Origin of the sequence: Leptolyngbya sp. NIES-2104, assembly GCF_001485215.1 — a bacterium.
In the GTDB taxonomy this organism is placed as follows: Bacteria; Cyanobacteriota; Cyanobacteriia; order Leptolyngbyales; family Leptolyngbyaceae; genus Leptolyngbya.
In genome coordinates, this window is record NZ_BBWW01000001.1 from 3,584,870 (window position 1) to 3,610,774 (window position 25,905).

At 46.8% G+C, this 25,905-nt stretch carries 32 protein-coding genes and 1 pseudogene; 23 read left to right on the top strand and 10 right to left on the bottom strand.

The window, feature by feature from the left end; translation table 11 throughout:
- Positions 1 to 105: 105 nt before the first annotated feature.
- Together NIES2104_RS16980 and NIES2104_RS16985 are read right to left on the bottom strand one after the other, a co-directional pair.
- Positions 106 to 918, bottom strand: a complete 813-nt coding sequence (locus tag NIES2104_RS16980) for a cell division protein FtsQ/DivIB (protein WP_058999473.1) — start codon at positions 916 to 918, stop codon at positions 106 to 108.
- A gap of 174 nt (positions 919 to 1,092) precedes the next feature.
- Entirely contained in the window at positions 1,093 to 1,485 is a 393-nt protein-coding gene (locus NIES2104_RS16985) for a DUF4168 domain-containing protein (protein WP_072218088.1), read from the bottom strand.
- On the opposite strand from NIES2104_RS16985, the gene NIES2104_RS16990 reads away from it, so the two are divergent.
- Complete coding sequence (locus tag NIES2104_RS16990; RefSeq protein WP_058999474.1) at positions 1,484 to 1,777, top strand: DUF2288 domain-containing protein; 294 nt, start codon at positions 1,484 to 1,486, stop codon at positions 1,775 to 1,777. The two genes, NIES2104_RS16985 and NIES2104_RS16990, sit on opposite strands and share 2 nt — an antisense overlap.
- A 198-nt stretch (positions 1,778 to 1,975) precedes the next feature.
- Here the strand turns inward: NIES2104_RS16990 and NIES2104_RS16995 are convergent, their stop codons facing one another.
- The gene (locus NIES2104_RS16995) at positions 1,976 to 2,572 is read right to left on the bottom strand and encodes a YdcF family protein (RefSeq protein WP_225895256.1); all 597 of its coding nucleotides are present in this window, start codon (positions 2,570 to 2,572) and stop codon (positions 1,976 to 1,978) included.
- A gap of 65 nt (positions 2,573 to 2,637) precedes the next feature.
- Entirely contained in the window at positions 2,638 to 3,522 is an 885-nt protein-coding gene (locus tag NIES2104_RS17000; protein ID WP_059001830.1) for a tetratricopeptide repeat protein, read from the bottom strand.
- Between the two features lie 233 nt (positions 3,523 to 3,755).
- On the opposite strand from NIES2104_RS17000, the gene thyX reads away from it, so the two are divergent.
- The 3 genes from thyX to NIES2104_RS17015 all read left to right on the top strand — a co-directional run bounded on the left by thyX (position 3,756) and on the right by NIES2104_RS17015 (position 6,040).
- The gene (gene thyX, locus NIES2104_RS17005; RefSeq protein ID WP_082690019.1) at positions 3,756 to 4,535 is read left to right on the top strand and encodes an FAD-dependent thymidylate synthase; all 780 of its coding nucleotides are present in this window, start codon (positions 3,756 to 3,758) and stop codon (positions 4,533 to 4,535) included.
- A gap of 166 nt (positions 4,536 to 4,701) precedes the next feature.
- Positions 4,702 to 5,358 carry a MotA/TolQ/ExbB proton channel family protein gene (locus tag NIES2104_RS17010; protein WP_059001834.1) on the top strand — a complete coding sequence of 219 codons (657 nt, stop codon included), beginning with the start codon at positions 4,702 to 4,704 and terminating at the stop codon, positions 5,356 to 5,358.
- Positions 5,359 to 5,380: 22 nt separating this feature from the next.
- A complete protein-coding gene (locus NIES2104_RS17015; protein WP_058999476.1) occupies positions 5,381 to 6,040 on the top strand; it encodes a biopolymer transporter ExbD in 660 nt (219 codons plus the stop codon).
- Positions 6,041 to 6,044: 4 nt separating this feature from the next.
- Here the strand turns inward: NIES2104_RS17015 and NIES2104_RS17020 are convergent, their stop codons facing one another.
- Positions 6,045 to 6,797 (bottom strand): class I SAM-dependent methyltransferase, encoded by a 753-nt coding sequence (locus tag NIES2104_RS17020; protein ID WP_263970979.1) that lies wholly within the window; start codon positions 6,795 to 6,797, stop codon positions 6,045 to 6,047.
- A gap of 202 nt (positions 6,798 to 6,999) precedes the next feature.
- On the opposite strand from NIES2104_RS17020, the gene cobO reads away from it, so the two are divergent.
- Together cobO and NIES2104_RS17030 are read left to right on the top strand one after the other, a co-directional pair.
- Positions 7,000 to 7,605, top strand: a complete 606-nt coding sequence (gene cobO, locus NIES2104_RS17025) for a cob(I)yrinic acid a,c-diamide adenosyltransferase (RefSeq protein ID WP_058999478.1) — start codon at positions 7,000 to 7,002, stop codon at positions 7,603 to 7,605.
- A 208-nt stretch (positions 7,606 to 7,813) separates the two neighbouring features.
- Entirely contained in the window at positions 7,814 to 10,582 is a 2,769-nt protein-coding gene (locus NIES2104_RS17030; RefSeq protein ID WP_058999479.1) for an FG-GAP-like repeat-containing protein, read from the top strand.
- A 54-nt stretch (positions 10,583 to 10,636) separates the two neighbouring features.
- Here NIES2104_RS17030 and NIES2104_RS17035 read toward each other — a convergent pair whose 3' ends face one another.
- The 3 genes from NIES2104_RS17035 to NIES2104_RS17045 all read right to left on the bottom strand — a co-directional run bounded on the left by NIES2104_RS17035 (position 10,637) and on the right by NIES2104_RS17045 (position 13,427).
- Complete coding sequence (locus NIES2104_RS17035; RefSeq protein WP_058999480.1) at positions 10,637 to 11,542, bottom strand: N-acetylmuramoyl-L-alanine amidase; 906 nt, start codon at positions 11,540 to 11,542, stop codon at positions 10,637 to 10,639.
- 137 nt (positions 11,543 to 11,679) lie between these two features.
- Entirely contained in the window at positions 11,680 to 12,012 is a 333-nt protein-coding gene (locus tag NIES2104_RS17040; protein ID WP_058999481.1) for a hypothetical protein, read from the bottom strand.
- 35 nt (positions 12,013 to 12,047) lie between these two features.
- A complete protein-coding gene (locus tag NIES2104_RS17045; protein WP_058999482.1) occupies positions 12,048 to 13,427 on the bottom strand; it encodes a tetratricopeptide repeat protein in 1,380 nt (459 codons plus the stop codon).
- Between the two features lie 382 nt (positions 13,428 to 13,809).
- Between NIES2104_RS17045 and NIES2104_RS17050 the strand changes: the two genes are divergently transcribed.
- The 15 genes from NIES2104_RS17050 (at position 13,810) to NIES2104_RS17120 (ending at position 23,182) form a co-directional block, all read left to right on the top strand.
- On the top strand, positions 13,810 to 14,604 hold the full coding sequence (locus NIES2104_RS17050; protein ID WP_058999483.1) for a DUF2993 domain-containing protein: 795 nt from the start codon (positions 13,810 to 13,812) through the stop codon (positions 14,602 to 14,604).
- Positions 14,605 to 14,636: 32 nt separating this feature from the next.
- Entirely contained in the window at positions 14,637 to 15,389 is a 753-nt protein-coding gene (locus tag NIES2104_RS17055) for a class I SAM-dependent methyltransferase (RefSeq protein ID WP_058999484.1), read from the top strand.
- Positions 15,390 to 15,548: 159 nt separating this feature from the next.
- Positions 15,549 to 16,544: a hypothetical protein gene (locus tag NIES2104_RS17060; RefSeq protein ID WP_156426981.1), complete on the top strand. Its 996-nt coding sequence runs from the start codon at positions 15,549 to 15,551 to the stop codon at positions 16,542 to 16,544.
- Between the two features lie 114 nt (positions 16,545 to 16,658).
- Positions 16,659 to 16,925 (top strand): hypothetical protein, encoded by a 267-nt coding sequence (locus NIES2104_RS17065; RefSeq protein WP_058999486.1) that lies wholly within the window; start codon positions 16,659 to 16,661, stop codon positions 16,923 to 16,925.
- A 93-nt stretch (positions 16,926 to 17,018) separates the two neighbouring features.
- The gene (locus NIES2104_RS17070; RefSeq protein ID WP_058999487.1) at positions 17,019 to 17,636 is read left to right on the top strand and encodes a MotA/TolQ/ExbB proton channel family protein; all 618 of its coding nucleotides are present in this window, start codon (positions 17,019 to 17,021) and stop codon (positions 17,634 to 17,636) included.
- A gap of 9 nt (positions 17,637 to 17,645) precedes the next feature.
- On the top strand, positions 17,646 to 18,047 hold the full coding sequence (locus NIES2104_RS17075) for a biopolymer transporter ExbD (RefSeq protein WP_058999488.1): 402 nt from the start codon (positions 17,646 to 17,648) through the stop codon (positions 18,045 to 18,047).
- Positions 18,048 to 18,439: 392 nt separating this feature from the next.
- The gene (locus tag NIES2104_RS17080; protein WP_058999489.1) at positions 18,440 to 19,870 is read left to right on the top strand and encodes a form I ribulose bisphosphate carboxylase large subunit; all 1,431 of its coding nucleotides are present in this window, start codon (positions 18,440 to 18,442) and stop codon (positions 19,868 to 19,870) included.
- A gap of 75 nt (positions 19,871 to 19,945) precedes the next feature.
- Positions 19,946 to 20,323: a chaperonin family protein RbcX gene (locus NIES2104_RS17085; RefSeq protein WP_058999490.1), complete on the top strand. Its 378-nt coding sequence runs from the start codon at positions 19,946 to 19,948 to the stop codon at positions 20,321 to 20,323.
- Positions 20,324 to 20,339: 16 nt separating this feature from the next.
- On the top strand, positions 20,340 to 20,690 hold the full coding sequence (locus NIES2104_RS17090) for a ribulose bisphosphate carboxylase small subunit (protein ID WP_058999491.1): 351 nt from the start codon (positions 20,340 to 20,342) through the stop codon (positions 20,688 to 20,690).
- 139 nt (positions 20,691 to 20,829) lie between these two features.
- The gene (locus NIES2104_RS17095) at positions 20,830 to 21,666 is read left to right on the top strand and encodes a hypothetical protein (protein WP_058999492.1); all 837 of its coding nucleotides are present in this window, start codon (positions 20,830 to 20,832) and stop codon (positions 21,664 to 21,666) included.
- Positions 21,667 to 21,757: 91 nt separating this feature from the next.
- Complete coding sequence (locus tag NIES2104_RS17100) at positions 21,758 to 22,006, top strand: hypothetical protein (protein WP_058999493.1); 249 nt, start codon at positions 21,758 to 21,760, stop codon at positions 22,004 to 22,006.
- Positions 22,003 to 22,263 (top strand): type II toxin-antitoxin system RelE/ParE family toxin, encoded by a 261-nt coding sequence (locus tag NIES2104_RS17105; RefSeq protein WP_058999494.1) that lies wholly within the window; start codon positions 22,003 to 22,005, stop codon positions 22,261 to 22,263. Before NIES2104_RS17100 ends, NIES2104_RS17105 begins: the two co-directional genes overlap by 4 nt.
- A complete protein-coding gene (locus NIES2104_RS17110) occupies positions 22,260 to 22,604 on the top strand; it encodes a S1 RNA-binding domain-containing protein (protein WP_263970980.1) in 345 nt (114 codons plus the stop codon). The genes NIES2104_RS17105 and NIES2104_RS17110 overlap by 4 nt, the downstream gene beginning before the upstream one ends.
- A gap of 93 nt (positions 22,605 to 22,697) precedes the next feature.
- Positions 22,698 to 22,955: a type II toxin-antitoxin system HicA family toxin gene (locus NIES2104_RS17115; protein WP_058999495.1), complete on the top strand. Its 258-nt coding sequence runs from the start codon at positions 22,698 to 22,700 to the stop codon at positions 22,953 to 22,955.
- Positions 22,952 to 23,182, top strand: a complete 231-nt coding sequence (locus NIES2104_RS17120) for a type II toxin-antitoxin system HicB family antitoxin (RefSeq protein ID WP_058999496.1) — start codon at positions 22,952 to 22,954, stop codon at positions 23,180 to 23,182. The genes NIES2104_RS17115 and NIES2104_RS17120 overlap by 4 nt, the downstream gene beginning before the upstream one ends.
- A 182-nt stretch (positions 23,183 to 23,364) precedes the next feature.
- Here NIES2104_RS17120 and NIES2104_RS33490 read toward each other — a convergent pair.
- Positions 23,365 to 23,637, bottom strand: a pseudogene (locus NIES2104_RS33490) (type II toxin-antitoxin system VapC family toxin); the annotation flags it as partial.
- Between the two features lie 50 nt (positions 23,638 to 23,687).
- Positions 23,688 to 23,918 carry a type II toxin-antitoxin system Phd/YefM family antitoxin gene (locus tag NIES2104_RS17130; protein WP_058999497.1) on the bottom strand — a complete coding sequence of 77 codons (231 nt, stop codon included), beginning with the start codon at positions 23,916 to 23,918 and terminating at the stop codon, positions 23,688 to 23,690.
- 120 nt (positions 23,919 to 24,038) lie between these two features.
- Between NIES2104_RS17130 and NIES2104_RS17135 the strand changes: the two genes are divergently transcribed.
- A complete protein-coding gene (locus NIES2104_RS17135) occupies positions 24,039 to 25,181 on the top strand; it encodes an esterase-like activity of phytase family protein (RefSeq protein WP_058999498.1) in 1,143 nt (380 codons plus the stop codon).
- Between the two features lie 54 nt (positions 25,182 to 25,235).
- Positions 25,236 to 25,826: a chromophore lyase CpcT/CpeT gene (locus NIES2104_RS17140; protein ID WP_058999499.1), complete on the top strand. Its 591-nt coding sequence runs from the start codon at positions 25,236 to 25,238 to the stop codon at positions 25,824 to 25,826.
- The last annotated feature ends 79 nt before the right edge of the window (positions 25,827 to 25,905 follow it).

Sequence of the window (25,905 nt, forward strand, 5' to 3'; positions counted from 1 at the left end):
AGATGAACAAATAGAGAAGTCTATAAAAGACGACTGAACTCGATTAGGACATTAGCTTATCAGGACTCGCGACCGTTGGCTGGAAATTTTCCCACAACTTTTGCTCTATGGAGTACCTAATTTTACCGGAGTTTTCGTCTCATTCATTTGCAGAAGCGGTGAATTCGGATTTCTTAAGTCGATCGACAAAATTTGTGCCGCATTCACCCGACTGGGTAACCTTCGCATCTCGTCTAACACTTTGAGCTGCGTCGGAAAGTTCGGACTATAGACACCAAACTGTACCGCACCTAGTTCAGTTTTGAGAATTAAATTTGTCGGATCTTCCCAGTTCGCTTCCAAAATCTTGACTGGACTCTGGCGAATGGCGCGGTAGAAATTCGCCCAATACGGACGATAGCGCTCTGGAGTGCCGATAATTCTCAGCGACGGTAGTTTGAAATTTGGATTCAGTTTTGTGTAGCTGTCTTGCGGCATCCACACGCCTGTTTCATCGAGTAGTCCAGGTTGAGAAGCTTTGGAAACCGTTTGGGCGATCGGGATTCTCTCTCGAACTCGCACCGTCAAACTCGGCGGAAACAATTGTCGATCGACCGTTGCATCTGCGATCGGAGCTTTCGCTTTGAGCGCATCTGAGATCGACTGCGGCTGCACTTTTAAGAGCGATTGCGGATAAGCGATCGGTAAAAGTGTGCGAATTGTCTGCTCAGAGATAAATCGGTTGCCTTTGATTGTAACCTGTTCTGGTTTGCGAATCACCCAAGCGGGCAAAGTTGCGACCCAGACGGCTCCCAGTGCGAATGATGCGATCGCGACATTGCGCCAACTCGTTTGTAGAAAGCGGGTACGACGTTGGCGACGAAGGTTTTGACGGCGCTGGGAAAGTTCGGTGCGGGACACGGGGGCGATGCTGGTCATTGTGTGAGGATGCAAATCGCAAAGCAGCGGGACTGAGAATTGAAGCCATTCTGACAGGAGTTCTAATGGATCTCAAGCAACTGATAAATCTTGAAATCTAAAAAATTCTTGTCCGGGTTTAGAGGTCTACTCTAATCGATTTGACCAAAGTTGCAAGCTTTTTTCCGAAGTCTTTTAACTGGGTGTTTCTTGCAGCAAAGTTGCCACTCGTTCGCCAAATTCAGGATCGACGTTTGCCAAACTCAAAAGTTGCAAATATTCCTGCCGCGTCAGTCCATTTTTCTCGATAATCGCGATCGCGTCCGCTTCAATATCTTGCTGAATCCGCGCCGATTCCGAATCCGTTTCCGCCGCCTGCAATTCCCCTTCTCGCCGTTCAATCAGGGCGACGACTTGCAAACAAGCCTGCACAAATTGATTCAGTTTTTCGGATGGGATCGTGTTGACATCAAGGTTTGAGCTAATCGGGGGATCGCTGACAGGTTCCGCCAGAATTGCGCTAGGGTGAGCGAGACTGCAAAATAATGAAAGCGCGATCGCTAGAATTAATTTAAAAAGTCGAGTCATGTCAGATTTAAAAGCAGAACTAAGAGAATCCCTAGACGAAGCCGAATGGGAATGGTTAATGCCTCACGCCGATCGCGATGCCGTAATCCTGGTGTCCGATTCGCTGGATTTAGTCGATGTTGGGTATGCGATCGCAAACGATCAAACTACTTCGGTTCAGCGATGGATTCAAGACTGTTTGATTTATAAACCGTCGATCGAACAGAAGTCTGTCTGGAATGAAAATCAAACCAAACGCTTTCAAGCATTGATTCTTCAGCCTTACGTTCTGATTCAAGAATTAGCTGCTTAGAGAGTGGTTTAAAGGTTGATTGACTTCGTTCATTCCCGCCCTGAAATAGAATTTCGGGCTAATCGGCGCAAGTCCATTAAAATGGACTAAGAGTATTGCAATGGGTTCGGAGTCTACTTTTAGTAGACTTTCGTCGGTTAGCCCGAAATTCATTTCAGGGCGAGATGGAATCGGAGTGAAGGGGCTTTAAAGTACATCCTAGCGTTCTTTCGTCAGGGCAAAATTCGCGCCCGTCTCACCCGTCGCAACCCACAGCACAGCCCGCCCGCCATCTCGAATCGCTTTAGAAATCGGCTCCTCAATCTGATTTGACGGGATCGAAACGGGCTGAATATTGATCCCACGACTGCCGAGAACGATTTCACCGATCACCTGAGCGCGTCTCATGTGGTAGTCCGACGTGATCAAATAAACGCTGCGAACATTTTTCTTCCGTAATCGATCGACTAACGACGTGAAGTTCGTCACCGTATCGACCGCTTGATAATCCAGATTCAACCGCTGCAAATCGACCCCCGTTTTGGAAAAGACTCGCTCTGCATACTCAGGCGGCGCACCTGAAGAAATCCAAACGGGTAAATTTGGGTGCTGTCTGGCAAATTTGGCGCTAAAAATCTCTCGCTCTTCAGCGCCACCTAATACCAAAATGGCATCCGGTTGCTCAAAGTGCATTCTTGCCGATCGCACTCCCATCCACAGCACAAACGGCGTGAGCAGAAGCAACCAGGGAAATGAGCGTTTACGACTTTTGCGATGCTGATGAAATTGATTTGGCGAAACGGCTCTCAAACGCACGATGCCACCCCTGAACATTAGAAATCCATGCCTAACTTACCAGAAGCTCTGAGAATTGCTCAATGTTATTGACCACGACCTTCTTGGGCAGCTTGAGCCGATTGCGCTTGAGCGATCGCGGCTTGAATCCGAGGCACGGCAAAGAATTTCTGAGTGTCCGCCATTAATCTTGCACCCCAAAGATTTTCAGCCAAGAATTTCGGCTCACCGTATCGTGCATCGGCTTTTAGTGCGGCTTCTGCCAGTGTGAAGGCTTCCGTTTGATTGCCTTTGCGGAAAAGCGCAACTGCAATCGCTAATTGCGGTTCTGAGGTGGTTTTGGGATCGAGCGCGACCGATTGCCGCCAGAGTTTGATCGCTTCGTCGATCTTGCCTTCTTCGTAGCGGATTAAGCCAATGTTGTTAATTGCGGGCCAAAACTGTTTGTCGATCGAAACTGCTTTTTCGTAGTTCGCGATCGCGTCTCGATTGCGCTTCAACATCATATTGGCATTGCCCATATCGAAGTAAGCGCCAGCAACATCAGGCTTAATTTTCAGCCCTGCTTGAATTTGCTGAATCGATTCTTCGTATTGTGCTTTCTGAAAATGTGCGGTTCCCAATGCAAACAGAATTGCAGAATTCTTGGGATCAAGTGAATTTGCTTTTTTCAGTGCGGGGATCGCTTCATCCGCCCGCTTTGTCTCTAAATACAATCCACCCAACACTGCCCAAGTTTCGGGGCGTTTCGGAGCGAGTTGTACTGCCAATCTCGCCCGCGCTAGAGCTAATTGATTTTGATTAAACTGTGCAAGTTGAGACGCTTCTTGAATCAACCCAATTCCCTGCTGTTCAAGCTTATCAAAATCAACTTGTGGGGCATGAGGAATGAGTGCTTGAGCGAATGCGGGTTGGCTCGTCCACAGTCCGAGGATCAAGCAAATTGAGAGGAGAGAGAGACGTTTGGGCACAACAAAGCCTTTGAAAAAGAACAACAGCAATATATGGAGTAAGCTTAATCGATCTTGTTAACTTTGGGGCATGAGCTTCGATCTTAAATCGCCCTTTCTGATCTTTCACGCAAATTGGCTCGATCCCGGATAAACTAAATTCTTACTCCACATCTTGCACTTTTCTCAAACTGGAGCTAAATTAAACGCTACCTATAGCGTCACACTTTAATCCATCGTTTGAGGAATCTTTCATGGTTCAATCTATTGCTGTTCCGAATTTTACCGATATGTCTGATTCAGTGTTGCCGAGCCGCACAGCAGAATTTCCCTGGATCGATCCGCTCAACGATGGCAAAAGTCGGATCGCACTCTTGTCCCACATGGGTAGCGATTTAGACATTGTGAACGATGCCAGAGCCAGCTTCGATAAAATGTCGATCGACCTCGACGAAAAAGATATCAAACTGATTCGATACTTGATTCAACATCATCACACATCCCCGTTTCGGGGTGTCGTGTTCAAGTTCAAAGTCAAAGCGCCGTTGTTCGTGGCGCGTCAGTGGTGGAAGCACGTCATCGCTTCTTCGCACAACGATGAGCAAGTCGGCTGGAACGAAAAGAGTTTTCGATATGTGTCGATCGAGGATTCTGAAGATTTCTACGTTCCCGCAACTTTCCGTCAGCAGTCGAAATCGAATCGACAAGCCACGTTTGGCGAAATTCCCGAAGAGCAGAACCAGCAAGCGCTTGATATCTATCGTGCTCAATGTGAAGCCAGCTACAAGGCTTACAAAGACCTGCTCGAATTAGGAGTTGGACGGGAACAAGCTCGCGGCGTTTTGGTTCCAAGCGTTTATACATCCTGGGTTTGGACGGTTTCGCTGCAAGCCGTTCTGCACTTTATTGGACTGCGAAAAGGCGAAGGTGCACAGCAGGAAATTCACTTCTATGCCGATGCGATCGCTCAATTAATCCAGCCGATCGTGCCGCAAACGATCGGAGCTTGGGAAGATCTGAATCGATCGTTCTAACTGTTCTAAAATCATGTCGAGAACTCTGTGCCCAATTTCGGTTACAGAGTTTTTTCTTTTAGAAATGAACGGAAATACTGTCGATCGCACAGTAAGATTTTATGGAATCTTTAAAAACCCGATTCAACTAGATGCTACAAGGGACGCAAAGAAAGGAAGAGCAATCATGAACATTATCGAACTGTTTGAAAAAGGCGGCGTGACAATGTTGCCGCTGTTTGTTCTCTCAATCTTGTCGCTTGGAGCCATTATTGAGCGATCGTGGTTTTGGTTCAACGTTCTGAATAAAGAAAAAGAAGTTGCCGGACGCATTCTCGAAACCTCTAGACGCGATTGGGACAGCGCAGTTGAAATCGCTCGTCAATCTTATGATCAACCGATCGGACGCTTTCTCTACGCTCCGATGCGTCTACAAAATCCTGATCCCGAACTGTTCCGCCTCGCGCTGGAATCATCTGCGGATGAAGAAATCGCCTCAATGCGTCGGGGAGACAAAATTCTTGAAGCGGTGATCGCTCTCGCTCCATTGCTTGGACTGTTGGGAACTGTAATCGGTCTGATTCTGTCACTACGATCGATCCGAATCGGTGACATTGGAACCGCTTCTACCGCAGGGGTTACTACCGGGATCGGTGAAGCACTCATTAGTACCGCAACTGGGCTAGTCGTAGCGATTTTTAGCCTTGCCTTTTACCGAGTCTTTCAAGGACTCATCTTCAACCAAGCAAAGATCTTTCGTCGGACAGGCAACGATCTAGAATTGCTGTACCGCCAAAAATGGCAATTCAATCACGATAAATTGCATCGTAAAGACGAACTCTAATTCTTCACTCGACAAGAGCGCTATGAAAGTAAATCTCGACTCTCCCGCAGATGAAGCTCAGATCCAGATCGTTCCGCTGATCGATGTGATCTTTTGTATTCTGACGTTTTTTATCCTTGCTGCACTTCAATTGACTCGCCAACAAGGGATTGGACTAGAACTACCACAATCTCAAACGAGCAGCGTTCTGATGAGTGAAATGCTTGTGATTGGCATCGATTCCAACGGACAGACTTACTTATCGAATCAGGGACAGCGACAACTTATCGATCGCTCTCAGCTTTACCAATTGGTAGATTCTTACCACAGACAGCAACCCGAAGGATTATTAGTTCTCGAAGCGGCTCAAACTGCTTTCTACAATGATGTGGTGCAAGTGTTAGATGTCATGCGTGCTGTGGCTCCTGATAGAGTTGCGCTTTCCACTGCACCGGGCAACCAACCTGGACAACCCCAACAAGGACAACCCCAAGCACCCGGAACGATTCCACAGATTACTCCGGCTCCGAACCTTATTCCGAGTCCAACCGCTCCGACCAACACGCTGCCGACTAATCCAAATCTCACGCCGACCACTCCCGTTCAGCCGACTACTCCACTCCAGCCAACGGCTCCCCAAGTTCCCGCTCCTTCAAATACCGTTCCGACGGCTCCAGGTGGTGCTGTTCCACAATCTCCGTAAGAGCTTACTTTATCCAAACGGTTGAATACCGCCAAAAGAGATGTCTTCTGATCTGTACGTTTTCTAGGAATCGGGAGTACATTTCTTTCGCTTGAGAAATTGTTAGATACTCATCGGTGCGAAGATGTTCGCGCATGGCTTCGATCTCTTCTGGTGATTGCTCAATCTTCTGATTTCTCAACCTCTGATAGATCCAATTCAGCGGAACGGCAGCTAAATCTAGTAAGCGATCGAACCCTTCAGCCTCTACTAAATCTAAAACCACAAGCTTGCCACCTGGTTTTAATGCAGCTTTGAACTTTGGCAGCAGCAATTCTATCGGCACATGATGCAGGGTTGCGATCGACACAATCGCATCAAATTTTTCCGAAAAGTCCCATTGCAACACATCTGCAATTTGGAAATCGATGTTTGGTGAGGAGTACGATCGCGCAACTTCGATCATGTTGGGCGAGAGATCGATCGCGCAAACTTGCCATCCTCGATCCGCTAACATTCTCGAAAATTCTCCTGTTCCGCATCCAATTTCAAGCACTGTTCCACCAGAAGACGGCAACTGATTTAGCAGAAATGAAAAGTAATGGTTATTGTGATTCCAGCCGGGTTGTTCAAAAAAAGCAAGGCGATCGAAATCATTCCGAATCTTCTCAACTCTAGACCGCATGAATGTCTCGTAGTACTTTCCTCTTATTCCATTTGAAAAGTCGTACTCCGATCGCAATTCATCTTCCTCGTGCCGATTATTCCTCTGAGTCATGGCTTCTTTCAATAAAGGGAATGGGTGCTCAAGTCGCCCCTCATAGAGAACTTGCCGCTTGATAATCTGCTTTCAGCTTTGTCAGCATTTGATCGCGTCGATCGTACTCTCAACCTAACATTCTTGCCAAAAGCCCTGCATTTTGATTTCCTGACATCGCTCCACAAATACGTTAAAATCAGTCCCCCTACTGATTTGACTTATGCTCGAAAACGCCGACCAACACCGCGCCAAAATGCAGCGCCGCAAAGAAGTTCAAGACCAACGAATTGCAGAACGCACTCGCGAAAAAGGCTTGATCATCGTCAACACCGGAAACGGCAAAGGAAAGACCACGGCAGCTTTGGGAATGGTTCTACGATCGCTTGGTCACGGTTACAAAGTCGCGATCGTGCAGTTCATCAAAGGAGCCTGGGAACCTGCCGAAAAAGCAGCCTTCGAGCGCTGGGGCGATCAGCTCGAATTCCAAGCGATGGGAGAAGGCTTTACCTGGGAAACGCAAGATCGCGATCGCGACATTCTCAAAGCTAAAGAAGCCTGGGAAAAAGCACTCACCTACATTCAAAATCCAAAATTTCGGCTCGTTCTACTCGATGAGGTGAATATCGCTCTAAAACTCGGCTATCTAGAAGTTGAAACCGTTTTAGCGGGACTTGCTCAAAAGCCAGAAGACTCGCACGTGATTCTTACGGGACGAGGTGCGCCCGCTGCTTTGATCGAACAAGCTGATCTCGTGACAGAAATGACGCTTGTGAAACATCCATTCCGCGAACAAGGCATCAAAGCCCAGCCAGGAATTGAATTCTAATTCCGAAGTCTCACTCACAGGGCTTCAACTCCTGAGAAACCTTCAGTAATCGCTCGGAAGTAATATCAAATTTATATGTATAAATTTATCTAAGTATCCATCCCTCTGTTGACTTCGGCTGAATTGAGATTTGAACCCGCTTTTTGAGTTTCCTAACCGGGAACACTACATCAAAAGTCGATCGCAGTTTAGCCAAAGTCACTACAGTATGTCCTCACTCATCCAAAATCCGCTGATTCCTTCTACGCTCAGTGGTACCTTAGATGCCACCACACCCCGAAATACATTTCAACTCGATCTCAGAAGCTTTCAAGGTGCCGCCGCTGCGAACATTTCGCTCACTGGGCTTTCAGGTGATGCCAATCTTCAAGTCTTTCGAGAACCCACCGTTGCTGGAGGACAGAAAACTTCAATCGGCACATCCTCTAATCAAGGCAAGCTTTCCGAATCGCTTCTAATTGGTGAGCTTGATGATAAAGGCAATCTGATTAACGGACTTGCACCCGGACTTTACACGATCGAAGTTTCTCTCGCGAATCAGGTTTCCAGCGCTGTTTATCAACTCAATGTCGCGGTCAATGCAGACGCAAACTTAAACAACATTTTCTGGCGAAATGCGCCGAGTTCAGAAGCGATGAACTGGAAAATGAACGGGGTGACGATCGCAGGCGAACCAAAATACGGCGATCTCCCTGCACAGTGGCAAGTTCAAGGCGCTGCCGACCTCAACGACGATGGAGAAGACGACCTCATCTGGCGCGATACCATCAACGGGAGCGTCGTCTTCTGGATGTTCAAAGGTGGAGAAGTCATCGATGGGGGAGCTGTCGGTAGTTCAGTTCCACTCGATTGGCAAATCGCTGCTGTGAAAGACTTAGATGGAGATCTCCAAGCAGATATCGTCTGGCACAATGCCAACGGCGGTCAAGTCGCGATCTGGATGCTCAAAGATGCGAAAGTCGTTGGCGGGAACATCTTCACGGTCGGTACGGGTTGGAAACCTGTTGCAGCAGTCGATCTTAGTGGTGACAAGAAAGCGGACATCGTGTTTCACAATCCGCTCAACGGCGCAGTTGCGATTTGGCAAATGAATGGGGCAGCAGTTGTCACCGCGGCATCTTATGGACCTGGAACTTCATGGCAACCGCAATTCTTCGGCGATTTTAACGGCGATGGTCGAACCGATATTCAGTTTCGCAATACGTCTTCGGGGACATCAGCATTTTGGTTGATGGACGGTGTAAATGTCACGTATGGCTGGACAACGCCATCGGTTTCAGCAGATTGGCAAGTCGCGGGATTGGGTAATTTTGATGGCAGTGCGAACAAAGGAAACAAAGACCTGTTATGGCGCAACCGTCGCTCCGGAGAATTAGTCGTTTGGTTGATGAATGAAAGTGGACGCGACTTCGCGGCAGGGGGCGGATTCGTCAGTCGATCGGGACAAACCTACAACAGAGGTACAGACTGGACGGTTGCAGGCGTGGGTGACTTTAATAGCGATGGCAAAGAAGACATTCTTTATCGCAATGAAGCCCAAGGCAAGCAAGAGATTCTCCTGATGAACGGTTCCGCGATCGTCAATACTCAGTCCTTAAAAGACCTCGGTGGCAACTGGAAAGTCCAAGGACTGATGCAGCGGGAAGTGGAAGCCGTCCCGTTTGAAATTAGTGGTCGATCGCTTGCGGGTGGTTTTGTTTCTGCGACCGCATTTGACCTCGGTTTGATGGATGGAACCGCTACCTACAGAGATAGCGTCTCTCCTGGAAATCCTGATTACTTCAAATTCAGTGTAGGGTCTGAGTCGAATGTCACGCTGAGCGTGGCAGAAACAGGAGTCGCTTTGGAACTCTTCCGGGTCGCGGCGAATGGCTCACTTGAAGGAACCCCGATCGCGATCGCTCCTGAAATGCTTCTTAGCGGAGGAACTTATGCGGTCAAAGTGTCAGCTTCGATGCAAGCCGTTCGACCTTATGCGCTGAATGTCACAGGTCTGCCTAGAGTGACCGAGGTTTTAGGGGATGGATTTACACTGGTAAGCCCTTCGCTGGCACTTAATCCATCTTTGAACAACCCAGAGAACACAAAAGGTGTCTTCGAGAAGAACGTTGTGAATGCAACCTTCAAAGTTAAGAACGGTAGCTCCAAGGCAATTACCAATCTCGAAGTGGGTTTCCGCATCTCTCGTGATGGACAAATCAATCCAGTGAGTGGCTTAGATGCAACAGTGGATGTCGTATCGAATGATTCAACCTCTAGCGTCTTTACGATCGGTTCGTTAGGCGCAGGTGCAACAGGTGAATTTACAGTTCAGTTGCAGCTACCCGATACCGATGCTGCCTTCTGGTTTGTGGATGGTGAATACACGCTCGGTATGGTGGTTGATCCAAACAACAAACTGGCGGAAAGCAACGAAAACAACAACTTCAACGTTGATTTTGGAATTGACAAAGCGAGACTGCCAATCACCAAAACAGAGACGACCGAATTGATGGGAACGAGTCTGAGAGTAACGGGTGGAAGCTTCACGAAGCCTGCCGAGGAAGAGACGAAGACGATTACAGTGTCCTTCACGGTGAAGAATGCTGGAAACATTCCTGTCACCTCAGGAACCAGTCTGCCGATTCGCTTCTACCTCTCGACTGATCCCACGATCGACACGAGTGATGTGGGTCTGAGAACCAGAAATGCAGGAACAACGGACGGGTTCTTCCTCGACTACTTGTTACAGCCGACTGGCAATCAATCTGTTCTCGGTGCCAAACAAAGTAAGGAGTTGTCGATCGAATTGAGATTACCAGCTTTCGATTCAACTATCTGGGAGGAGAAAGCAGCAGGTAAACCGCTCTATCTCTCAGCTTGGATCGATCCGGCTGGTAACTCTGCAAAAGAAGCTGATACCACGAACAACAAACTTGATCCGGCTCTAGTCGGGGTGCCCGGTGATCTCATTGATCAGATTTATGTGATTCTCTAATCACTTCGCTCAACTGGGTCATATTCAGGGATGCTGTCACAGTGTCCCTGTTTTTTATTCTTCTTGAGCGATCGCGGGTAATGTACACTGCATCGAAATATCGTTTGTTTTTGGAAAAGTCGCTAGAAGTTGAGCAAGATACTGAGAATTAAAACTGCGGGGATCACTCCGCTGGCGCGATCGATCCACGAGTCGATGAGTCGTAATGCGATCGTTTGGAATACCTGTTTTCGCCACTAACCAAGCGAGCGATTGATACTGAGCGCGGGTATATCCACTATGTCTCGCTCCGTTCCCGCGTCCATCAGACGGCGTGACCAGCGAGATATGGTAAGCAAAATTATTAACTGAGGGTGGAAAGGCGGGATTTGTTTTCACCGCTTCGTTTCCTTTGTTGCCGTTGAAAGTGGAATTACCAGCACCGAAGGCACGTCGATTGGGCGGAACTAGATAAACAACGTTGCCGTTTTCACGAATCAACGTGTGATAGCTCACTTGATCATCGTCTCGTGGATGGGGTGTGCGGAAATAGTTAATCGCGGAACTTCCTGAGCCAACCGTTTCGTGCAGGACGATAATCGGTTCATTATTCACAGGGCGACCAGAGAGATCCTGCGTGAAGCGCCGTCCGAAGTTAGAGGGATGCGCGAGAGCAACCTCTTCTCTGGGTTGATAGATAGAATTTGGTGATGAGGCTTGCCGAAATCGGCTGAGGGGTGTTGTTCCTCGAATGGCAGGGAGATTTCTCAGCCTGCCTCCTCTAGGAATCGGTTTAATTGCACAGGCGCTGGAGAGGAGATTATTTGCCTCTTCAATGTCTTGCTGAAAACTCAGGAGTTGAGGCTCAGAGGGCTTGATCCGGAGACCATCGAGCCATTCAGCTTGCCCTGATTGAATGGCAATTAAAAATGTGGCGAATCCGGCAAGAACGATCGCAGAAACCTGAAAAAGCCTCTTCATGCGCTTGTGTGAGTTTGATCAGAGAGTGTTTGTAGTTGTGGAACAAGATAGAGTTTTTTTGGGTTTAGTTCCAGAGAGGAGTTAATCAGATTAAGCGTGATTTAGTATACGTTGTTAAGAGAAAAGTACGCAGAAAATCATCGTCTCTCCAGCTTTGCGACTCTATCTTCGAGTGCTTTAGTGCGATCGCGAGATTCGATCACTAAGGTCGCAAGTCGATCGAATTGGGCATCCGAAAATCTCGAAGGGCGAGATGGAATCGGAAGATTTGAGGGAGCAGGCACAGAAACACCTGGAGCGGAACGATTCCCAGAGAGTTGATTTAACTGAGATCGAATCCCAATCAGTTCAGATTCAACTCGCGTTAGTCGTGATTCGACCAGTCCAATTTGTGCCTGAGCGGGCGAAAATAGCTGAATGACGGTGAGGATCAGAGCGCTGATGCCTGCAATGATGAGAAGTCGTTTCATGAACTAAGGATTAGGCTTTCTTTGATCCAATGAAATTAACCTATCTCTGTCATCACGCTTGCGACAGAACACGAATGAATCAGGGCTTGAAACCGAAAATCCTGATGCAGTTTCTCAAACACAGAATCATTTGCAGCAATTTCTCGGTATCCAGGAGCAAGCGCGATCGCACGTCTTAAATGTTCTAACGCCCAATCTGGATTATTCTGCATCGCGTAACAGCAAGCCTCGTAATAGAAGACTCCTGCATCATCTGGCTCGATCCCTAACGCTTTGTCATAAGAGACGATCGCTTCATCGAATCGTCCGGCATTTTGAAGGGCAGAACCGAGAGAAACCCAGCCTTCCGAATCATACGGCTCGATCATTAAGGCGCGAATGTAGCTACCGATCGCTTCATCATGCCGCTGGATGCTGTCTAAGATCGTGCCGCGATACTGCCAAACTTTCGGGTGATTGAGATGAAGGAGAAGTGCACGATCGAGGCTTTTCAGCGCTTCTTCCACTCGTTTGAGTTCCCACAAGATCAGCGCACGAACCACCCAGAGTTTAAAGTTTTGGGGATCGATCGTTAATGCGTGATCGATGTAGCTCAGAGCCGCTTCGAGTCGTCCGAGTTTGCGAAGTACGATCGCTTGATTTAACAGCGCAGACATTTCATTCGGCTGCATTTCCAAAGCTTGCGTAAAACTTGCACTTGCTCGTTCAAACTCGCCCATCGAACCGAGAATCATTCCCCGCATACACCAAGGCTGGTAGCTTTTTGGTGTGAGTGCGTTTCCTTTGGGAAGCAAAGCTAGTGCTGTATTAATACTTTCCAACGCTTCAGAATGCTGATCAAGCTTCCATAATCCGTAAGCTTTGAAGTTCCAGAGATGAACATCGTCAGGCTCAAATCTCAGCGCTTGATTCACGCTCTTGATGGCTTCGTGGTATGAGCCAAGTTTGCCGAGAATTTGCGCTCGATAGCCCCAAGCTTTGTAATACTTTGGCTGCAATTCGACTGTTTTTTCTAAACTTCGGAGTGCTTCTTGATAGCGTCCCAAGTAGGCAAGGGCTTTTCCTCGCTGATACCAGGGTTTAGGATTCTGGGGATCGAGTTTGATCGCTTGATCGTATTGTGCGATCGCTGTGTCGTAGCGTTTCAGTTTGATCAAGGCTTGCCCACAGTTGTACCAGGCTTTTGCGTCGGTGCATCCGAGTTCAAAGGTTTTTTCATAGCAAGCGATCGCGGCTTCAAATCGTCCGAGTTTGCCCAGAACATAGCCGCGATACTGCCAAGCATCGGGGTCGGTGGTTTCGGCGTGATCGAGACAAGCGATCGCGGCTTCGTACCAACCGTTCTGGCAAAGTGCGATCGCACGTCCCAGCCAACCTTGAGAAGCGTTTTTGTTATCGCAGCTTATGTTTGTCATAGCACCTCCAAATCACACTAAACCTACGTTTAGTGGTTTCATTAAGTTATGTTTGATTACGTTGAAGGTGATGCAACCCGATTTTGGGAATTCAACCAGACCCCTGAGTGATGAGCTAAGATCAGCGTTCTTGCTGACCCCTGACTCGAAATCTCCGTAAGGTGATACGTAATGCTATACCTTACTTCCGTAATTCTGCTTAGATATCCGGGGAACGTCAACGGAGTTTACACATCTTTCATTAAGCGGCTGTGATTACGAACTCCAGACAAACGACTGATTCAGATCACTGAAGCCTTGCATTGCCTCTATCTATTTATCGTTTGTTGCTAGTCTTAATAATCTGTTACATAATAGGTGGAGCTAGATAAACAAAATGCTTATGTTCGGCGGATTTACTGGCTTTAAGCCCCCTTCCAATAAAACGGATTTTGGCGAACAAATGCTGAACTCTGTCCTGAGCCAATCGATTCGCCACTTATTTACGCAAAGTGAATCTGTGGATGTCGCCTTGAAATGTTTTCCATCGAGCAAGCTACTGCAAGGAAGTATTGATAGTTTCAAGATGAGCGGGCGTGGGTTGCTGATTCGCCGCGAGTTCTGGGTTGAGGAGATGTGGTTTGAAACCGATGCGGTGTCGATCGATTTCGGTTCTGTTCTCTCTGGAAAGATCCGCCTCAAACAAGCCGCGCAAGCAGTCGCGAAAGTGATTTTGACCGAGGCAGGAATTAACAAGGCGTTTCGATCGGAACTCGTCAAGCCTCGAATGGAAAATGTAACTGATCCTGCTTTGATGAATCTTTCTGGAGGCGAACCCGTCTCGTTTTCGGATGTCGAATTGAAGTTGCTTCCCGAAAATCAGATTCAGATTTTTGCAAAAGCAAGCTTACCGAATGGGTTAATTCCGATTAATTTGACTGCCACGATCGAGATCGAACGTCGTCGCCGCATTCTGTTCCAAAATCCTCAATTTGTCGGCGGTGAGATTCCTGAAGACCAACGGGGCGTTTCAGAGCTTTTAAGCAATACATTTGCTGAGATTCTGAATAACATGGTGGATCTCGATCGCTTTAATCTTGATGGCGTAACAATGCGCCTGAATCGATTGGAAACCGAAGGCGATAAGCTAATTTTCAGCGGTTATGCAGAAGTAACACATTTTCCAAAACAGGGTTAATATTGAGCCTCGTGGTTTATCATTCCGAATCGATGGAACAGGAAATCTACGAGTCTTGGAACCAGAAAGCTCAGGATTGGGACATTCAGGTTGGGGATTTGGGCGATCGTAATCGCATTCTCAATTCTGATCCGGTGTTGTGGCAATTTGTTGGCGATGTCAACGAGCGGCTTGTTTTGGATGCAGGTTGTGGAACTGGGTATCTATCGCGCCAACTTGCTCAGAAAGGTGCGATTGTCACCGGGATTGATTTGTCTTCTGAAATGATCGCGCTCGCTCAACAAAAATCGGCAGGATCATCGATCGACTTTCACCAAGATTCTTGCTCAGAACTCAGAACACTTCCAGATGAAGACTTCGATTTGCTTGTTTCTAACTATGTTCTGATGGATCTACCCGATTTAGAAGAGGCAATTCAAGCTTTCTACCGAGTCTTGAAACCGGGCGGAGTCGCAGTTTTAGTGTTTTCACATCCTTGTTTTGATCAAGGAGCGGCGGTTTTGCATGACGATCGATCCATCATTTATCACTGGAAAGAATCGTACTTCGGGCGGCAGAAACGTCAAGACCTACCGTGGAAGCACTTTACCAGCGATTTCATTTGGTTTCACCGACCTCTATCGGATTATTGGAAAGCATTTAAGGCAGCGGGCTTCGATGTGATTGATTTTGAGGAGCCGAGACTAAAGGGTGATCGAGCACATCTCGCCAAAAACGAACAAGAATTATTCAAGTGTCAGAATCTTCCTTATTCTGTCGTTTTCAAGTTGTCGAAGCCGTCCTGACCTTGGATAGAGTGCTCAAAAATTGCAAAACTACGAGAATCTGTCAGTTTTGAATTCTGACAATTCGCCTAGAATGACCCTGCTAAATATAGTTTGCAGAAAGACATGAGCAAAATTTTGCAGGGTTTGATTCGTCTGACACTTCTTTTTTCTTGCTGTTTGCTAGTTTCTAGCGCGTTTCCGCAGGCTATCGCCGCAGAACAGTATGACGACATCGCACAACAGGAAATTCCTTCACCAATCTACGCTTGCTGGCGGCTTTCTTATTCATTCAATGGCACGATCGCTGAAAGAGAATTGAAGCTAGAAGGCGATCGAGGAATGCTCTCGACTCTTACGGCAAAACCATCTGTCATTCCGGTAAAAGTCAGTGATGTAGACACGGATGGATGGTTACGGCGACAAATGTTTCTATGGTCGAATCGGTTAAAGCAGCGATCGACAACTGAGTATGAACTTGCACAAGTGAAGCAGCGAATTGAAAGTGGAAGTCTGAACGGTGAAGCGTTAGAGCGTGCAAAGAAAATTCAGCAAAATCTTCAGATGATTCTAAGCGATCCGAATGCTCAAGCTACTGTGCTCAAAGATGCCAAAGCGGATGTAGTTTTGGGATTTCGGCAGACACAGCAAAAGATTGAATCAGAATCAAAATTGGCAGAACAACAACTTGAAGAACAAATCAAACAGCGGACTGCACAAATTCGATCATTGCTAAGTGACGAAAAACAGCGATCGCAACTCGATGACCAAATCAAACAACTTAATGCAGCGATTAGTTCAGGTCAGTTGAAAGACGAACAATTGCAACAAGCCAAACGTACGCTGAGTGAGCTGCAAACGCTCCGATCGAATCCAAGCTCGATCGATCAACGCGCTAAAGAATTTCGGACTCTACAGCTTCAGAACGTTCAGCGCCGCAAGCGCGACCTACTTGATCAAGCGCAAACCGAGTTAAGCAAGCAAATGTTGATTTTGGACAATTCTGATAATGTCTTGATGCTTGTGACTGCTCAACCAGAGAAGGAGCAAAAAGCTGGAGGTTTCAGCCCTCAAGCTTTCTCACTGCAACTCAAAGACGGGAACTACAGCGCTAAGACTTGTAATGTTCAAGGCGAGTGCTTTCCGGTTGAAGTCAAAGCTTGTCCGAAGCGTTAATTTCTTAGACTTTGTACCAGTATTAATCTGGTACAAAGCTTTAGTGAATAGTGAACGATTGCACTAAATTGATACGACGAAGTTCATGCAGAGCATGGCAAGGAGACTTGAAGAATGACGACTGGTATCAAAACTCCTAGTGATTTTTACTTACGGTTGGTAATAGAGTTTCCGCCGCGCCCAATTCAAGATGAAGCATTGCTACGAGCAACGCAAGATCGGATTAATCAAGTCTTGAACCATCCTTTGAATGATGATACTCGCGATTATCTGCGGGTTCTAGGGATGTTGATTTATGAGTATGAAGAACAGACAGAAGCGTTTCCCAAACTAACGGATGAAGAGCGTATCCAGGCATTAGAGGAAGATTCAGCTAGTTAAGAATACGATCGCCAAAAAACACCCGCTTCAAACTGTCACGATCGAACTTCCTTCCTTCATAATGGGTGATTGTTCAAACGATCGTGATTGCTCATGCCCAATTGGTTGATTGCTGGTGGATTTGTGATGATTCCGCTGCTGCTGTTTTCGATCCTGGCAGTGGTACTGATTCTGGAACGATCGCTGTTCTGGGTTAAGATTTCTCAGCGTCAACAGCGAGTCGCGAGAGAAGTCCTGAGCGTGTATAAACGCAATCCGATCGCGGCATTTCAAATGCTGGAAAAAAATGCAGATTTGCCGATCGCTAGAATTTTCATTGCGGCTCTGGAACTCGAACAAGCGACCCCTGAAGAATTTCGATTAGCACTCGAAAGCGCGGGACTGGCAGAGATTCCATTGCTGAAACGATTTAATACAATCTTCGATACGATCGTCGGTCTTGCTCCCTTACTCGGATTGCTTGGAACGATCACAGGGTTGATCACTTCATTTTCTTCATTGGGAATCGGTGACATCGCTGGAACGAATACTAGAGGTGTGACAGGCGGGATTAGTGAAGCGCTTGTTTCAACGGCATCCGGCTTAGTAGTCGCGATCTTCACTTTATTTTTTGCCAATATGTTCCGGGGACTCTATACCCGCCAACTAGCGTTAATTCAAGAATATGGCGGGCAATTAGAATTGCTGTACCGCCGCCGTCATGCAATGTGAGGTTAAACAATGCGCCTACCTGAAGAACCGGATCTGCCACCCCAAATTTATATTGCACCGCTGATCGATGTGGTGTTTGCGCTGCTGACCTTCTTTATTATTTCGACTTTGTTTTTAACGCGATCGCAAGGTCTGCCCGTTGCACTTCCCAGAGCCGTTACCGCTGAATCTCAGAAAGCGCCTCAAATCGTGGTGACGATCGATCAAAAAGGAGAAATTGCCGTCGATAAAAAGTCGATCGTCATTGATACGCTTCCGGCTGCCGTTCGGGAAATTCTCACCCGCAATCCTAAATCGGTTGTTATTATCCAAGCCGATGAACGAGTTCCACATGGGCAAGTGATTACCGTGATGGATCGATTGCGATCAATTCCTGGGATTCGCCTCGGTATCGCAACTCGCCAACCATAACGAAAGCTGAACAATTCTGAGAAAAATCCTAATGTGATCTGGTTGACATCAAGCGCATCTTCTGGTGCAAATGAGCTGCTTAAAGATTTCTTAAGCTTTCATCCGCCAAACGTAACATTTCCACAGTTCTCATAACATTTTTTTATTAATGAACACAGATTCTCTTAAGTGAAGCTTATTGAAATCCTGATATGATTCAGATCGTCCGAGCCTATGCACCGGAGAACAGTCGGAATAAACAAACTGTCTCCAAACATGGGATCATGTATGGCAAGCTGATCCCCAGTGATTAGGTATGAATGCCGACCACATTCGGTCAGGGAATTTTCCTGGTCACTGTTGGTGATGTCTGCTCAAGGTTTTCCATCGTTTTTCATTACAGGAAGGGAGATATGTCCTACGCTCAAACCCAAACCCAAGCGAAAGCTGGGTATAAGGCTGGGGTACAAGATTACCGCTTAACGTACTACACCCCAGACTACACGCCTAAAGATACCGATATTTTGGCAGCGTTCCGGGTGACTCCTCAACCTGGCGTTCCTCCCGAAGAAGCTGCTGCTGCTGTTGCTGCTGAATCCTCGACGGGCACATGGACGACCGTTTGGACGGACTTGTTAACCGACCTCGATCGCTACAAAGGACGCTGCTACGATATCGAGCCTGTCCGTGGCGAAGATAGCCAATTCATCGCTTACATTGCATATCCGCTCGACCTGTTTGAAGAAGGATCGGTCACGAACCTGCTGACTTCGTTAGTGGGTAATGTCTTCGGCTTCAAAGCGTTGAAAGCGCTGCGTCTTGAAGATTTGCGGATTCCCGTTGCTTACTTGAAAACCTTCCAAGGTCCTCCTCACGGAATTCAAGTCGAGCGCGACAAAATCAACAAATATGGTCGCCCGCTGCTCGGCTGTACCATCAAGCCAAAACTCGGTCTGTCCGCGAAGAACTACGGACGTGCAGTGTACGAATGTCTGCGCGGCGGTTTGGACTTCACCAAAGACGACGAAAACATCAACTCGCAGCCGTTCCAACGGTGGCGCGATCGCTTCTTGTTCGTGGCTGATGCCATCCACAAGTCGCAAGCAGAAACAGGTGAAATCAAAGGTCACTACCTCAACGTGACCGCTGCGACCTGCGAAGATATGCTCGAACGTGCAGCATTTGCGAAAGAACTCGAAATGCCGATCATCATGCACGACTTCTTGACCGCAGGTTTCACCGCAAACACCACCTTGGCGAAATGGTGCCGTGCGAACGGTGTGCTGTTGCACATTCACCGTGCAATGCACGCTGTGATTGACCGTCAGAAGAACCACGGTATCCACTTCCGCGTGTTGTCCAAGTGCTTGCGGATGTCGGGCGGAGACCATATCCACACCGGAACCGTTGTGGGTAAACTCGAAGGCGACAAAGCGATCACCCTTGGTTTCATCGACTTGCTGCGTGAAAACTATGTTGAGCGTGATCCGTCCCGTGGTGTCTACTTCACTCAAGACTGGGCATCGATGCCGGGTGTGATGGCGGTTGCTTCGGGTGGTATTCACGTCTGGCACATGCCTGCACTGGTTGAAATCTTCGGAGATGACTCCGTGCTTCAGTTCGGTGGTGGAACCCTCGGACACCCCTGGGGTAACGCGCCGGGTGCAACCGCGAACCGTGTTGCGCTTGAAGCTTGCGTCCAAGCTCGGAACGAAGGTCGTGACCTCATGCGTGAAGGCGGCGACATTATTCGTGAAGCTTGCCGCTGGTCACCTGAATTGGCAACAGCTTGTGAACTGTGGAAAGAAATCAAGTTCGAGTTTGAAGCTGTTGATACCGTCTGATGACCAATTGATCGCGGATTTTAGAGTTTGGGCAGTCTGTCCAGGCTCTAAAATCTAAAACTCATCATCCACATCATGGATCTGAAGCGAATTGCGAAAGATACGTCGAAGACGCTGATTAGCTACTTGACGTATCAGGCTGTCCGAGTTGTTTATGCTCAGCTAGACGAAACTGATCCAAAAAAGGCTTACTGGCTGCACAAGTTTTCCTCACGGGAAAGTATCACAGACGGGGAAGCGTTTATGGAAGCAATGTTTCGAGAACGGCAAGATTTAGCGTTTCGGATTTTGACGGTGAGAGAACATCTTGCTGAAGAGATCGCGGATGTACTGCCGGAAATGTTGCGATCGTCAATGCAGCAATCGAACATGGAACAACGCCGCAAACAGCTCGAACGCATGACGCAAGTCGATTTAACGATCGAATCACAAGATTCCGACCCTGATCACTAACATTCTTGAGGATTTCATGAAAACTCTACCCAAAGAGCAGCGTTTTGAGACGTTTTCTTATCTGCCTGCTTTGACCGACGCTCAAATCGCGCGTCAGATTCAATATACGATCGACCAAGGTTATTTCCCTTGCGTCGAGTTCAACGAATCTTCTGCACCAGAAATCTACTACTGGACAATGTGGAAGTTGCCGCTGTTCAGTGCCAAAAATCCCCAAGAAGTCTTGAACGAAGTGCAACAGTGCCGCTCTGAATACTCAAACTGCTACATCCGTGTAGTTGCGTTTGACAATATTAAACAGTGCCAAGTGATGAGCTTTATCGTTCACAAACCGGGTTCTTCTAGTGGCAGCGGTTATCGCTATTAATTTTTGATTCGCAGAGTTAGTTCTGCAAATTCGAGGAGGTGGATTGTTCCATCTCCTTTTTTATTGTGAAAATGGGGATGAATCAAGAAATTCTAGAAGCAATAGCTTAAAGTAGTCTAGAAGTTCTTGATCCAGTGCCGTGAGAGATGATTTTGATTCAAAGACAAAGCATACACTTGCTCTTCGTGTAGGTCATCGCTGTTCTAATCCAAACTGCCGAAAGTCAACAAGTGGACCGCAAGAAGATGCCACAGGAGCAGTAAATATTGGAGTTGCAGCGCATATCTCAGCAGCTTCACCAGGTGGAAAGCGATATGATTTGCGTATGACATCCCAAGAAAGAAAATCTATAGATAATGGAATATGGCTTTGTCAAAACTGCGCCAAGCTAATTGATAGTGACGAAAGAAGATTTTCAGGTGATTTGCTCATTGCTTGGAAACAAACTTCTGAACGTGCTGCACTTCTAGCAGTTGAGAACTCAGCACCCTTGCCCGGATCAACGCAAGATGAAGATATTGAACTTGTAAGATTTTATTCGCAATGTTTTGATCGACCTGCTTTTCAAGATCCTTTTCACGAGGAGGGTTCGATGGAGGCGTTTGATAAAGCAATTGAAGATACTATTACTGCGATCAGTACAGGTTCTTTACGTGCAAGAGATGGTGTGGTACTGACCCAATCTAAGGGCAAGTCCTACATATCTAACCTGCAATGGCGAGAGAGAATGGATGTAATTGTTGATCTTCTACGCGCTACTCGTTCTAGATATTCCTTAGCAGTACAAAAGGGGCAAATTCATATCGGTCCCGAACACGAAGGGCGCAGATTCTATCATATTCGCGATTCTCAAGTAGGAGAGTGGATGAATAGTACCAGATCCGAAATTATTCAGCTTTTTTCTGGATTATGCGAAGAGGTAGGAATACCGCCTCTACAGTTTCCCAGACATTACAGAAAATCCAAATATTGGTAACACAGCTTAGTTAAAAATCTTCTTTGATAGCTCTGAGATCTCATTCTGGTTTCTCAGCAATAATTGAAGGAATGATTTAAGGGAGAATGCCATGCCAGCGATCGTCAAATTACAATTGAGCCTTGAAGAACTTTTAGAAGTGATTGCTTCACTTGACCTAGAAGAAAAGCGGCAACTTCAAGAAATGCTTGAGCAGAAAATCTTTGAAGATGAAGAAGCGGATTATGAAGATGATCCGGAGACTTTAGCAGAAATTCAAGCTGTTGAAGACGAGTATGCAGCAGGTGACTATTTGACTTACGATGAATATCTAGCGCAAAGAAAAAGTAAAGCATCATGAGTTACGTCATCATCGTTTCAAAAGCTACTCAGAAACAGATTGATGATTTACCTCAGGACATTCAAGAGCGCGTTGATGAGAAGATTCAATCCCTCGCAGATGAACCACGCCCTAGCGGGACTGTGAAATTGAAAGGCTCTAAAAATGAGTATCGGCTTCGTGTGGGTGATTATCGGATTCGATACAGAATCGATGATGCAGAGCAAACGATTCGGATTTCGCAGTGCAGACACCGAAGAGATGTCTATCGAAAATGAGTGATTTGATTCAGGAAATGAGTGATCCGTTTTGGAATCAAGTGAAGTCAACTTATCGACTCGGTGAACTGATTCATGGCAAAGTTGAGCATCATGCACCGTTTGGCATCTTTGTAGACATTAGTGATGAAAGGGTGCGAGGACTGGTTCAGATTACGGATTTTGTCGATCGTGGTGATATGACTCCAGAGATGTATCCGGATATTGGTTCGCCGATCGGTGCAGTTGTAATTGGGTATATCGAAGACGATCGCAATCAAATTTGGTTAAGCGTGAAGCCAAGCGTGTTGCAAAAAGCATTAGTTCGGCTCAAAATTTCAGCGACAAGTGAACAATCCTGATCTTTTCTCATGCGATCGCACAAAGCCAATTTCTCGATCGATGTGAGAAATTAGAGAAATCATTCGAGCAAAATCCGATGAGCGCGATCAACGATGAGCAAGCGAGAAAAGCTGCGTGAACGGTTAAAGAATAATCCCAACAACGCCACATTCTCAGATATTCGGAAACTTTTGGAACAGGAGGGATTCACACTCGATCGTATTACTGGTAGCCATCATATTTTTGTGAAAGATGAAATCACATTTGTTGTTCCCGTTCATAACAACAAGGTTAAAACGATTTATGTTAAACGAGTGATTGAACTCATTGAGCAGATAGATACTACAACAGATGAAGAGGAGCAACCGTGAATTATCCGATCGTGATCTATCCCGCTAACGAAGGTGGCTATATTGCAGAAATTCCCGCACTCAAAGGATGTTTAGCTCAAGGTGAGACTCTGCATGAAACCTTAGAAGAACTGGAAGTCGTTAAAGGATTGTGGATTGAAACCGCAGAAAAGCACGGTCAATCTCTACCGGATATTGAAGGTGCAATTCAAAAGGTGAAAGCTTTGAGCTATAGCAATTCTCGCTAATACAAGATCTGATCACAGGCGATCGCACCAAGCCAATTTCTCGATCGGTATGAGAGATTAGAGAAATCATTTGAGGAAAATCTGATGAGCGCAATCGCTTTCTAAGACTTTCCTGCTTTGAGAATCGAAACGTCGTATTGCTTAAATACAGAATCTGAGCTTACGAGTACCATTGACTCGATTTAAGCTTGAGCAATCAGCATTCGATCGAATGGGTCGTTATGATGTCGAGGAAGCGCAGCCGCACGTAGAGCATGAGCAGCACTAATTTCCAGTGATCGCGCACCCAATTGTTGCATTCGACTTGAAAAATAGGTTTCGGGCGGTTCAGGAAGAGGAAGCTTTGAGATCGCGAACTTGATACCAACCTCCCAAACGCTTGCAACCGAAAGCCAGACTTCATTGCTTTCATTAGCAATCTGATCAATCGCTGACGCACTTAATCGCTCAGGTTGAGCAAACCACCATAACTAGCACTGTGTATCGAGGAGAAGTTTCAAGCTTATTATTCCTCGAAAGCTGACAAGATATCGTCTGGTAAAGGGTCGTTGAAATCTTCTGGCACAACAAATTTGCCTTGATCGACTCCTAAGCTCGATCGACGACGTGAAGCTGTGCCAACTGGAACTAACTTCGTAACTGGAACTCCTTGATCTGAAATTACGATTTCTTCTCCCTGCTCTACACGCGACAACAGTTGAGATAAATTTGCGTTCGCTTGATCGATACTGTCCATTTTTCTTAGAGGGTTTGCATCATTTTTAATCTTAGATCCGTAAACTGCGATCGCCAAAAATAACCTCGATCGCTTCCCATCCCGCGCTACAGTAAAACGGTGATTTGCAAGGAAAGATCAATGCGCCGTTGGATTTCTTGGTTTGCTATGCTGCTCTGTGTTTTGGGCTTAACAGGGTGCAGTTTGCCGCGTGTGACCGCAGAGGATCGATTGTTTTTGCCGCTGTCGATCGAGTTTCTCGGTAGCTATACTCTCACCGATAAGCAGTTCAAAGATACAACAGTTGGGGGACTCTCAGGGATTACGTACGATCGCAAAAAAGACCTTTATTACGTCGTTTCGGACGATCGTAGCGATCGACAACCTGCCCGGTTTTATACAGTGAAATTGCAGATTGATCAGAACGCGCTTCAATCGGTTGATGTGCAGAATGTCACGACTTTGACCGATGAGAATGGTCAACCTTACGGGAAAAACAAAATTGACCCGGAAGGAATTGCACTTTCGCCGCTTGGTTCTGTGTTCATTTCGAGTGAAGGAGCGGTGAAAGAAGAGGTTCCAGCGTTCATCGGAGAGTTTGATCTGCAAACTGGGAAACTGAAGCGGAAACTGACCCTACCGGAATCGTACTCGCCGGATGCAAAGATTATTGGGCAGACTCGTGGTATTCAGGATAATCGAGCGTTTGAATCACTGACTTTGAATGCTGGGGCTTCGACGGCTCCACCTGCTGAACCGTTTCGATTGTTTAGTGTGGTTGAGGCTCCTTTAGTTCAAGATCTGGAATTGCCGAATACCAAGGAAAGCTTGATGAATCGGATGCTGCATTATCAGCTTTGGGAAGGACGATCAACACTTATTTCTGAACACGCTTACCCGTTAGATCCGAAACCGACTGGGATGATCGACCATGGATTGAGTGAATTTTTATCGATCGACCAAGGCGGACATTTTTTAAGTCTAGAGCGATCGTTTGGATTAGCTGGATTTCGGATCAAACTTTTTCAAGTGACCACCGGAACCGCAAGTGATATCTCGACATTTGGGACACTCCGCAACGCACAGATGAAACCTGCGGCAAAGGAACTGTTACTGGATCTCAATCAGTTGGGGACGCGGTTGGATAACTTGGAAGGAATGACGATCGGCGCACGATTTCCAGATGGGTCACATAGTTTGGTGATGGTTAGCGACGATAACTTTAACAATTTGGGACAGATTACTCAGTTTTTGCTGTTCAAAATTAAAGGTCTGAAAGGTTGATTTCTTGTTACCCGCAACACCGTACAATAAATTCCAGATTTCGATAGGACGACCATGACACACTCTACCGATATTGCAACATTGGCACGTTGGATGGCAGCTGATTTTAGCAATCAGCAACAAGCATTTGAAAATCCGCCGATGTATGCTCACATTCGCGTCTGTATGCGACCATTGCCGAAAGAAGTGCTGGGTGGAATGGGTTTCTTTATCGAGCAGGCGTATGACTATATGTTGAATGATCCGTATCGGTTGCGGGTGCTGAAACTAATCGAGAAGAACGATCGCATTGAGATTGAGAACTATCAAGTGCGCGATGAGAAGAAGTTTTACGGGGCATCACGCGATTTGAATCGATTAAAGGAATTGAACGCGGATCAATTAGAGAAACTTCCAGGATGCAACATGATTGTGGAATGGACGGGGCAGGGTTTTAAAGGACAAGTCGAACCAGGAAAGGCTTGTATGGTGACGCGCAAAGGGAAAGAGACTTACTTGGATAGTGAATTTGAGATTGATGCAGAGCGGTTTACGAGTCTCGATCGAGGACGCGACCCTGAAACCGATGAACATGTTTGGGGATCGGTGGCGGGACCGTTTGACTTTGTGCGGTGGGCGAGTTTTGCGGATGAAGTGCAAGTTTAGGTGATCTGTAATACACAGATTGAACAATCAAACTTAGTCCGTTAGATAGATATTTGCGCGAATTGGAAAATTACAGTCA

What these genes read in the sequence shown, in the direction of transcription:
- NIES2104_RS17020 (WP_263970979.1), bottom strand. Translation starts at nt 6,797, where the DNA reads ATGACTCAGAGGAATAATCGGCACGAGGAAGATGAATTGCGATCGGAG.
- NIES2104_RS17015 (WP_058999476.1), top strand. Translation starts at nt 5,381, where the DNA reads ATGAAAGTAAATCTCGACTCTCCCGCAGATGAAGCTCAGATCCAGATC.
- NIES2104_RS17070 (WP_058999487.1), top strand. Translation starts at nt 17,019, where the DNA reads ATGCCCAATTGGTTGATTGCTGGTGGATTTGTGATGATTCCGCTGCTG.
- NIES2104_RS17075 (WP_058999488.1), top strand. Translation starts at nt 17,646, where the DNA reads ATGCGCCTACCTGAAGAACCGGATCTGCCACCCCAAATTTATATTGCA.
- NIES2104_RS17010 (WP_059001834.1), top strand. Translation starts at nt 4,702, where the DNA reads ATGAACATTATCGAACTGTTTGAAAAAGGCGGCGTGACAATGTTGCCG.
- NIES2104_RS17040 (WP_058999481.1), bottom strand. Translation starts at nt 12,012, where the DNA reads ATGAAACGACTTCTCATCATTGCAGGCATCAGCGCTCTGATCCTCACC.
- NIES2104_RS17055 (WP_058999484.1), top strand. Translation starts at nt 14,637, where the DNA reads ATGGAACAGGAAATCTACGAGTCTTGGAACCAGAAAGCTCAGGATTGG.
- NIES2104_RS17115 (WP_058999495.1), top strand. Translation starts at nt 22,698, where the DNA reads ATGAGCAAGCGAGAAAAGCTGCGTGAACGGTTAAAGAATAATCCCAAC.
- NIES2104_RS17080 (WP_058999489.1), top strand. Translation starts at nt 18,440, where the DNA reads ATGTCCTACGCTCAAACCCAAACCCAAGCGAAAGCTGGGTATAAGGCT.
- NIES2104_RS17135 (WP_058999498.1), top strand. Translation starts at nt 24,039, where the DNA reads ATGCGCCGTTGGATTTCTTGGTTTGCTATGCTGCTCTGTGTTTTGGGC.
- NIES2104_RS17110 (WP_263970980.1), top strand. Translation starts at nt 22,260, where the DNA reads ATGAGTGATTTGATTCAGGAAATGAGTGATCCGTTTTGGAATCAAGTG.
- NIES2104_RS17130 (WP_058999497.1), bottom strand. Translation starts at nt 23,918, where the DNA reads ATGGACAGTATCGATCAAGCGAACGCAAATTTATCTCAACTGTTGTCG.
- NIES2104_RS17030 (WP_058999479.1), top strand. Translation starts at nt 7,814, where the DNA reads ATGTCCTCACTCATCCAAAATCCGCTGATTCCTTCTACGCTCAGTGGT.
- NIES2104_RS17140 (WP_058999499.1), top strand. Translation starts at nt 25,236, where the DNA reads ATGACACACTCTACCGATATTGCAACATTGGCACGTTGGATGGCAGCT.
- NIES2104_RS17045 (WP_058999482.1), bottom strand. Translation starts at nt 13,427, where the DNA reads ATGACAAACATAAGCTGCGATAACAAAAACGCTTCTCAAGGTTGGCTG.
- NIES2104_RS17035 (WP_058999480.1), bottom strand. Translation starts at nt 11,542, where the DNA reads ATGAAGAGGCTTTTTCAGGTTTCTGCGATCGTTCTTGCCGGATTCGCC.
- NIES2104_RS17100 (WP_058999493.1), top strand. Translation starts at nt 21,758, where the DNA reads ATGCCAGCGATCGTCAAATTACAATTGAGCCTTGAAGAACTTTTAGAA.
- NIES2104_RS16990 (WP_058999474.1), top strand. Translation starts at nt 1,484, where the DNA reads ATGTCAGATTTAAAAGCAGAACTAAGAGAATCCCTAGACGAAGCCGAA.
- NIES2104_RS17050 (WP_058999483.1), top strand. Translation starts at nt 13,810, where the DNA reads ATGTTCGGCGGATTTACTGGCTTTAAGCCCCCTTCCAATAAAACGGAT.
- NIES2104_RS16980 (WP_058999473.1), bottom strand. Translation starts at nt 918, where the DNA reads ATGACCAGCATCGCCCCCGTGTCCCGCACCGAACTTTCCCAGCGCCGT.
- NIES2104_RS17090 (WP_058999491.1), top strand. Translation starts at nt 20,340, where the DNA reads ATGAAAACTCTACCCAAAGAGCAGCGTTTTGAGACGTTTTCTTATCTG.
- NIES2104_RS17085 (WP_058999490.1), top strand. Translation starts at nt 19,946, where the DNA reads ATGGATCTGAAGCGAATTGCGAAAGATACGTCGAAGACGCTGATTAGC.
- NIES2104_RS16985 (WP_072218088.1), bottom strand. Translation starts at nt 1,485, where the DNA reads ATGACTCGACTTTTTAAATTAATTCTAGCGATCGCGCTTTCATTATTT.
- cobO (WP_058999478.1), top strand. Translation starts at nt 7,000, where the DNA reads ATGCTCGAAAACGCCGACCAACACCGCGCCAAAATGCAGCGCCGCAAA.
- thyX (WP_082690019.1), top strand. Translation starts at nt 3,756, where the DNA reads ATGGTTCAATCTATTGCTGTTCCGAATTTTACCGATATGTCTGATTCA.
- NIES2104_RS17065 (WP_058999486.1), top strand. Translation starts at nt 16,659, where the DNA reads ATGACGACTGGTATCAAAACTCCTAGTGATTTTTACTTACGGTTGGTA.
- NIES2104_RS17105 (WP_058999494.1), top strand. Translation starts at nt 22,003, where the DNA reads ATGAGTTACGTCATCATCGTTTCAAAAGCTACTCAGAAACAGATTGAT.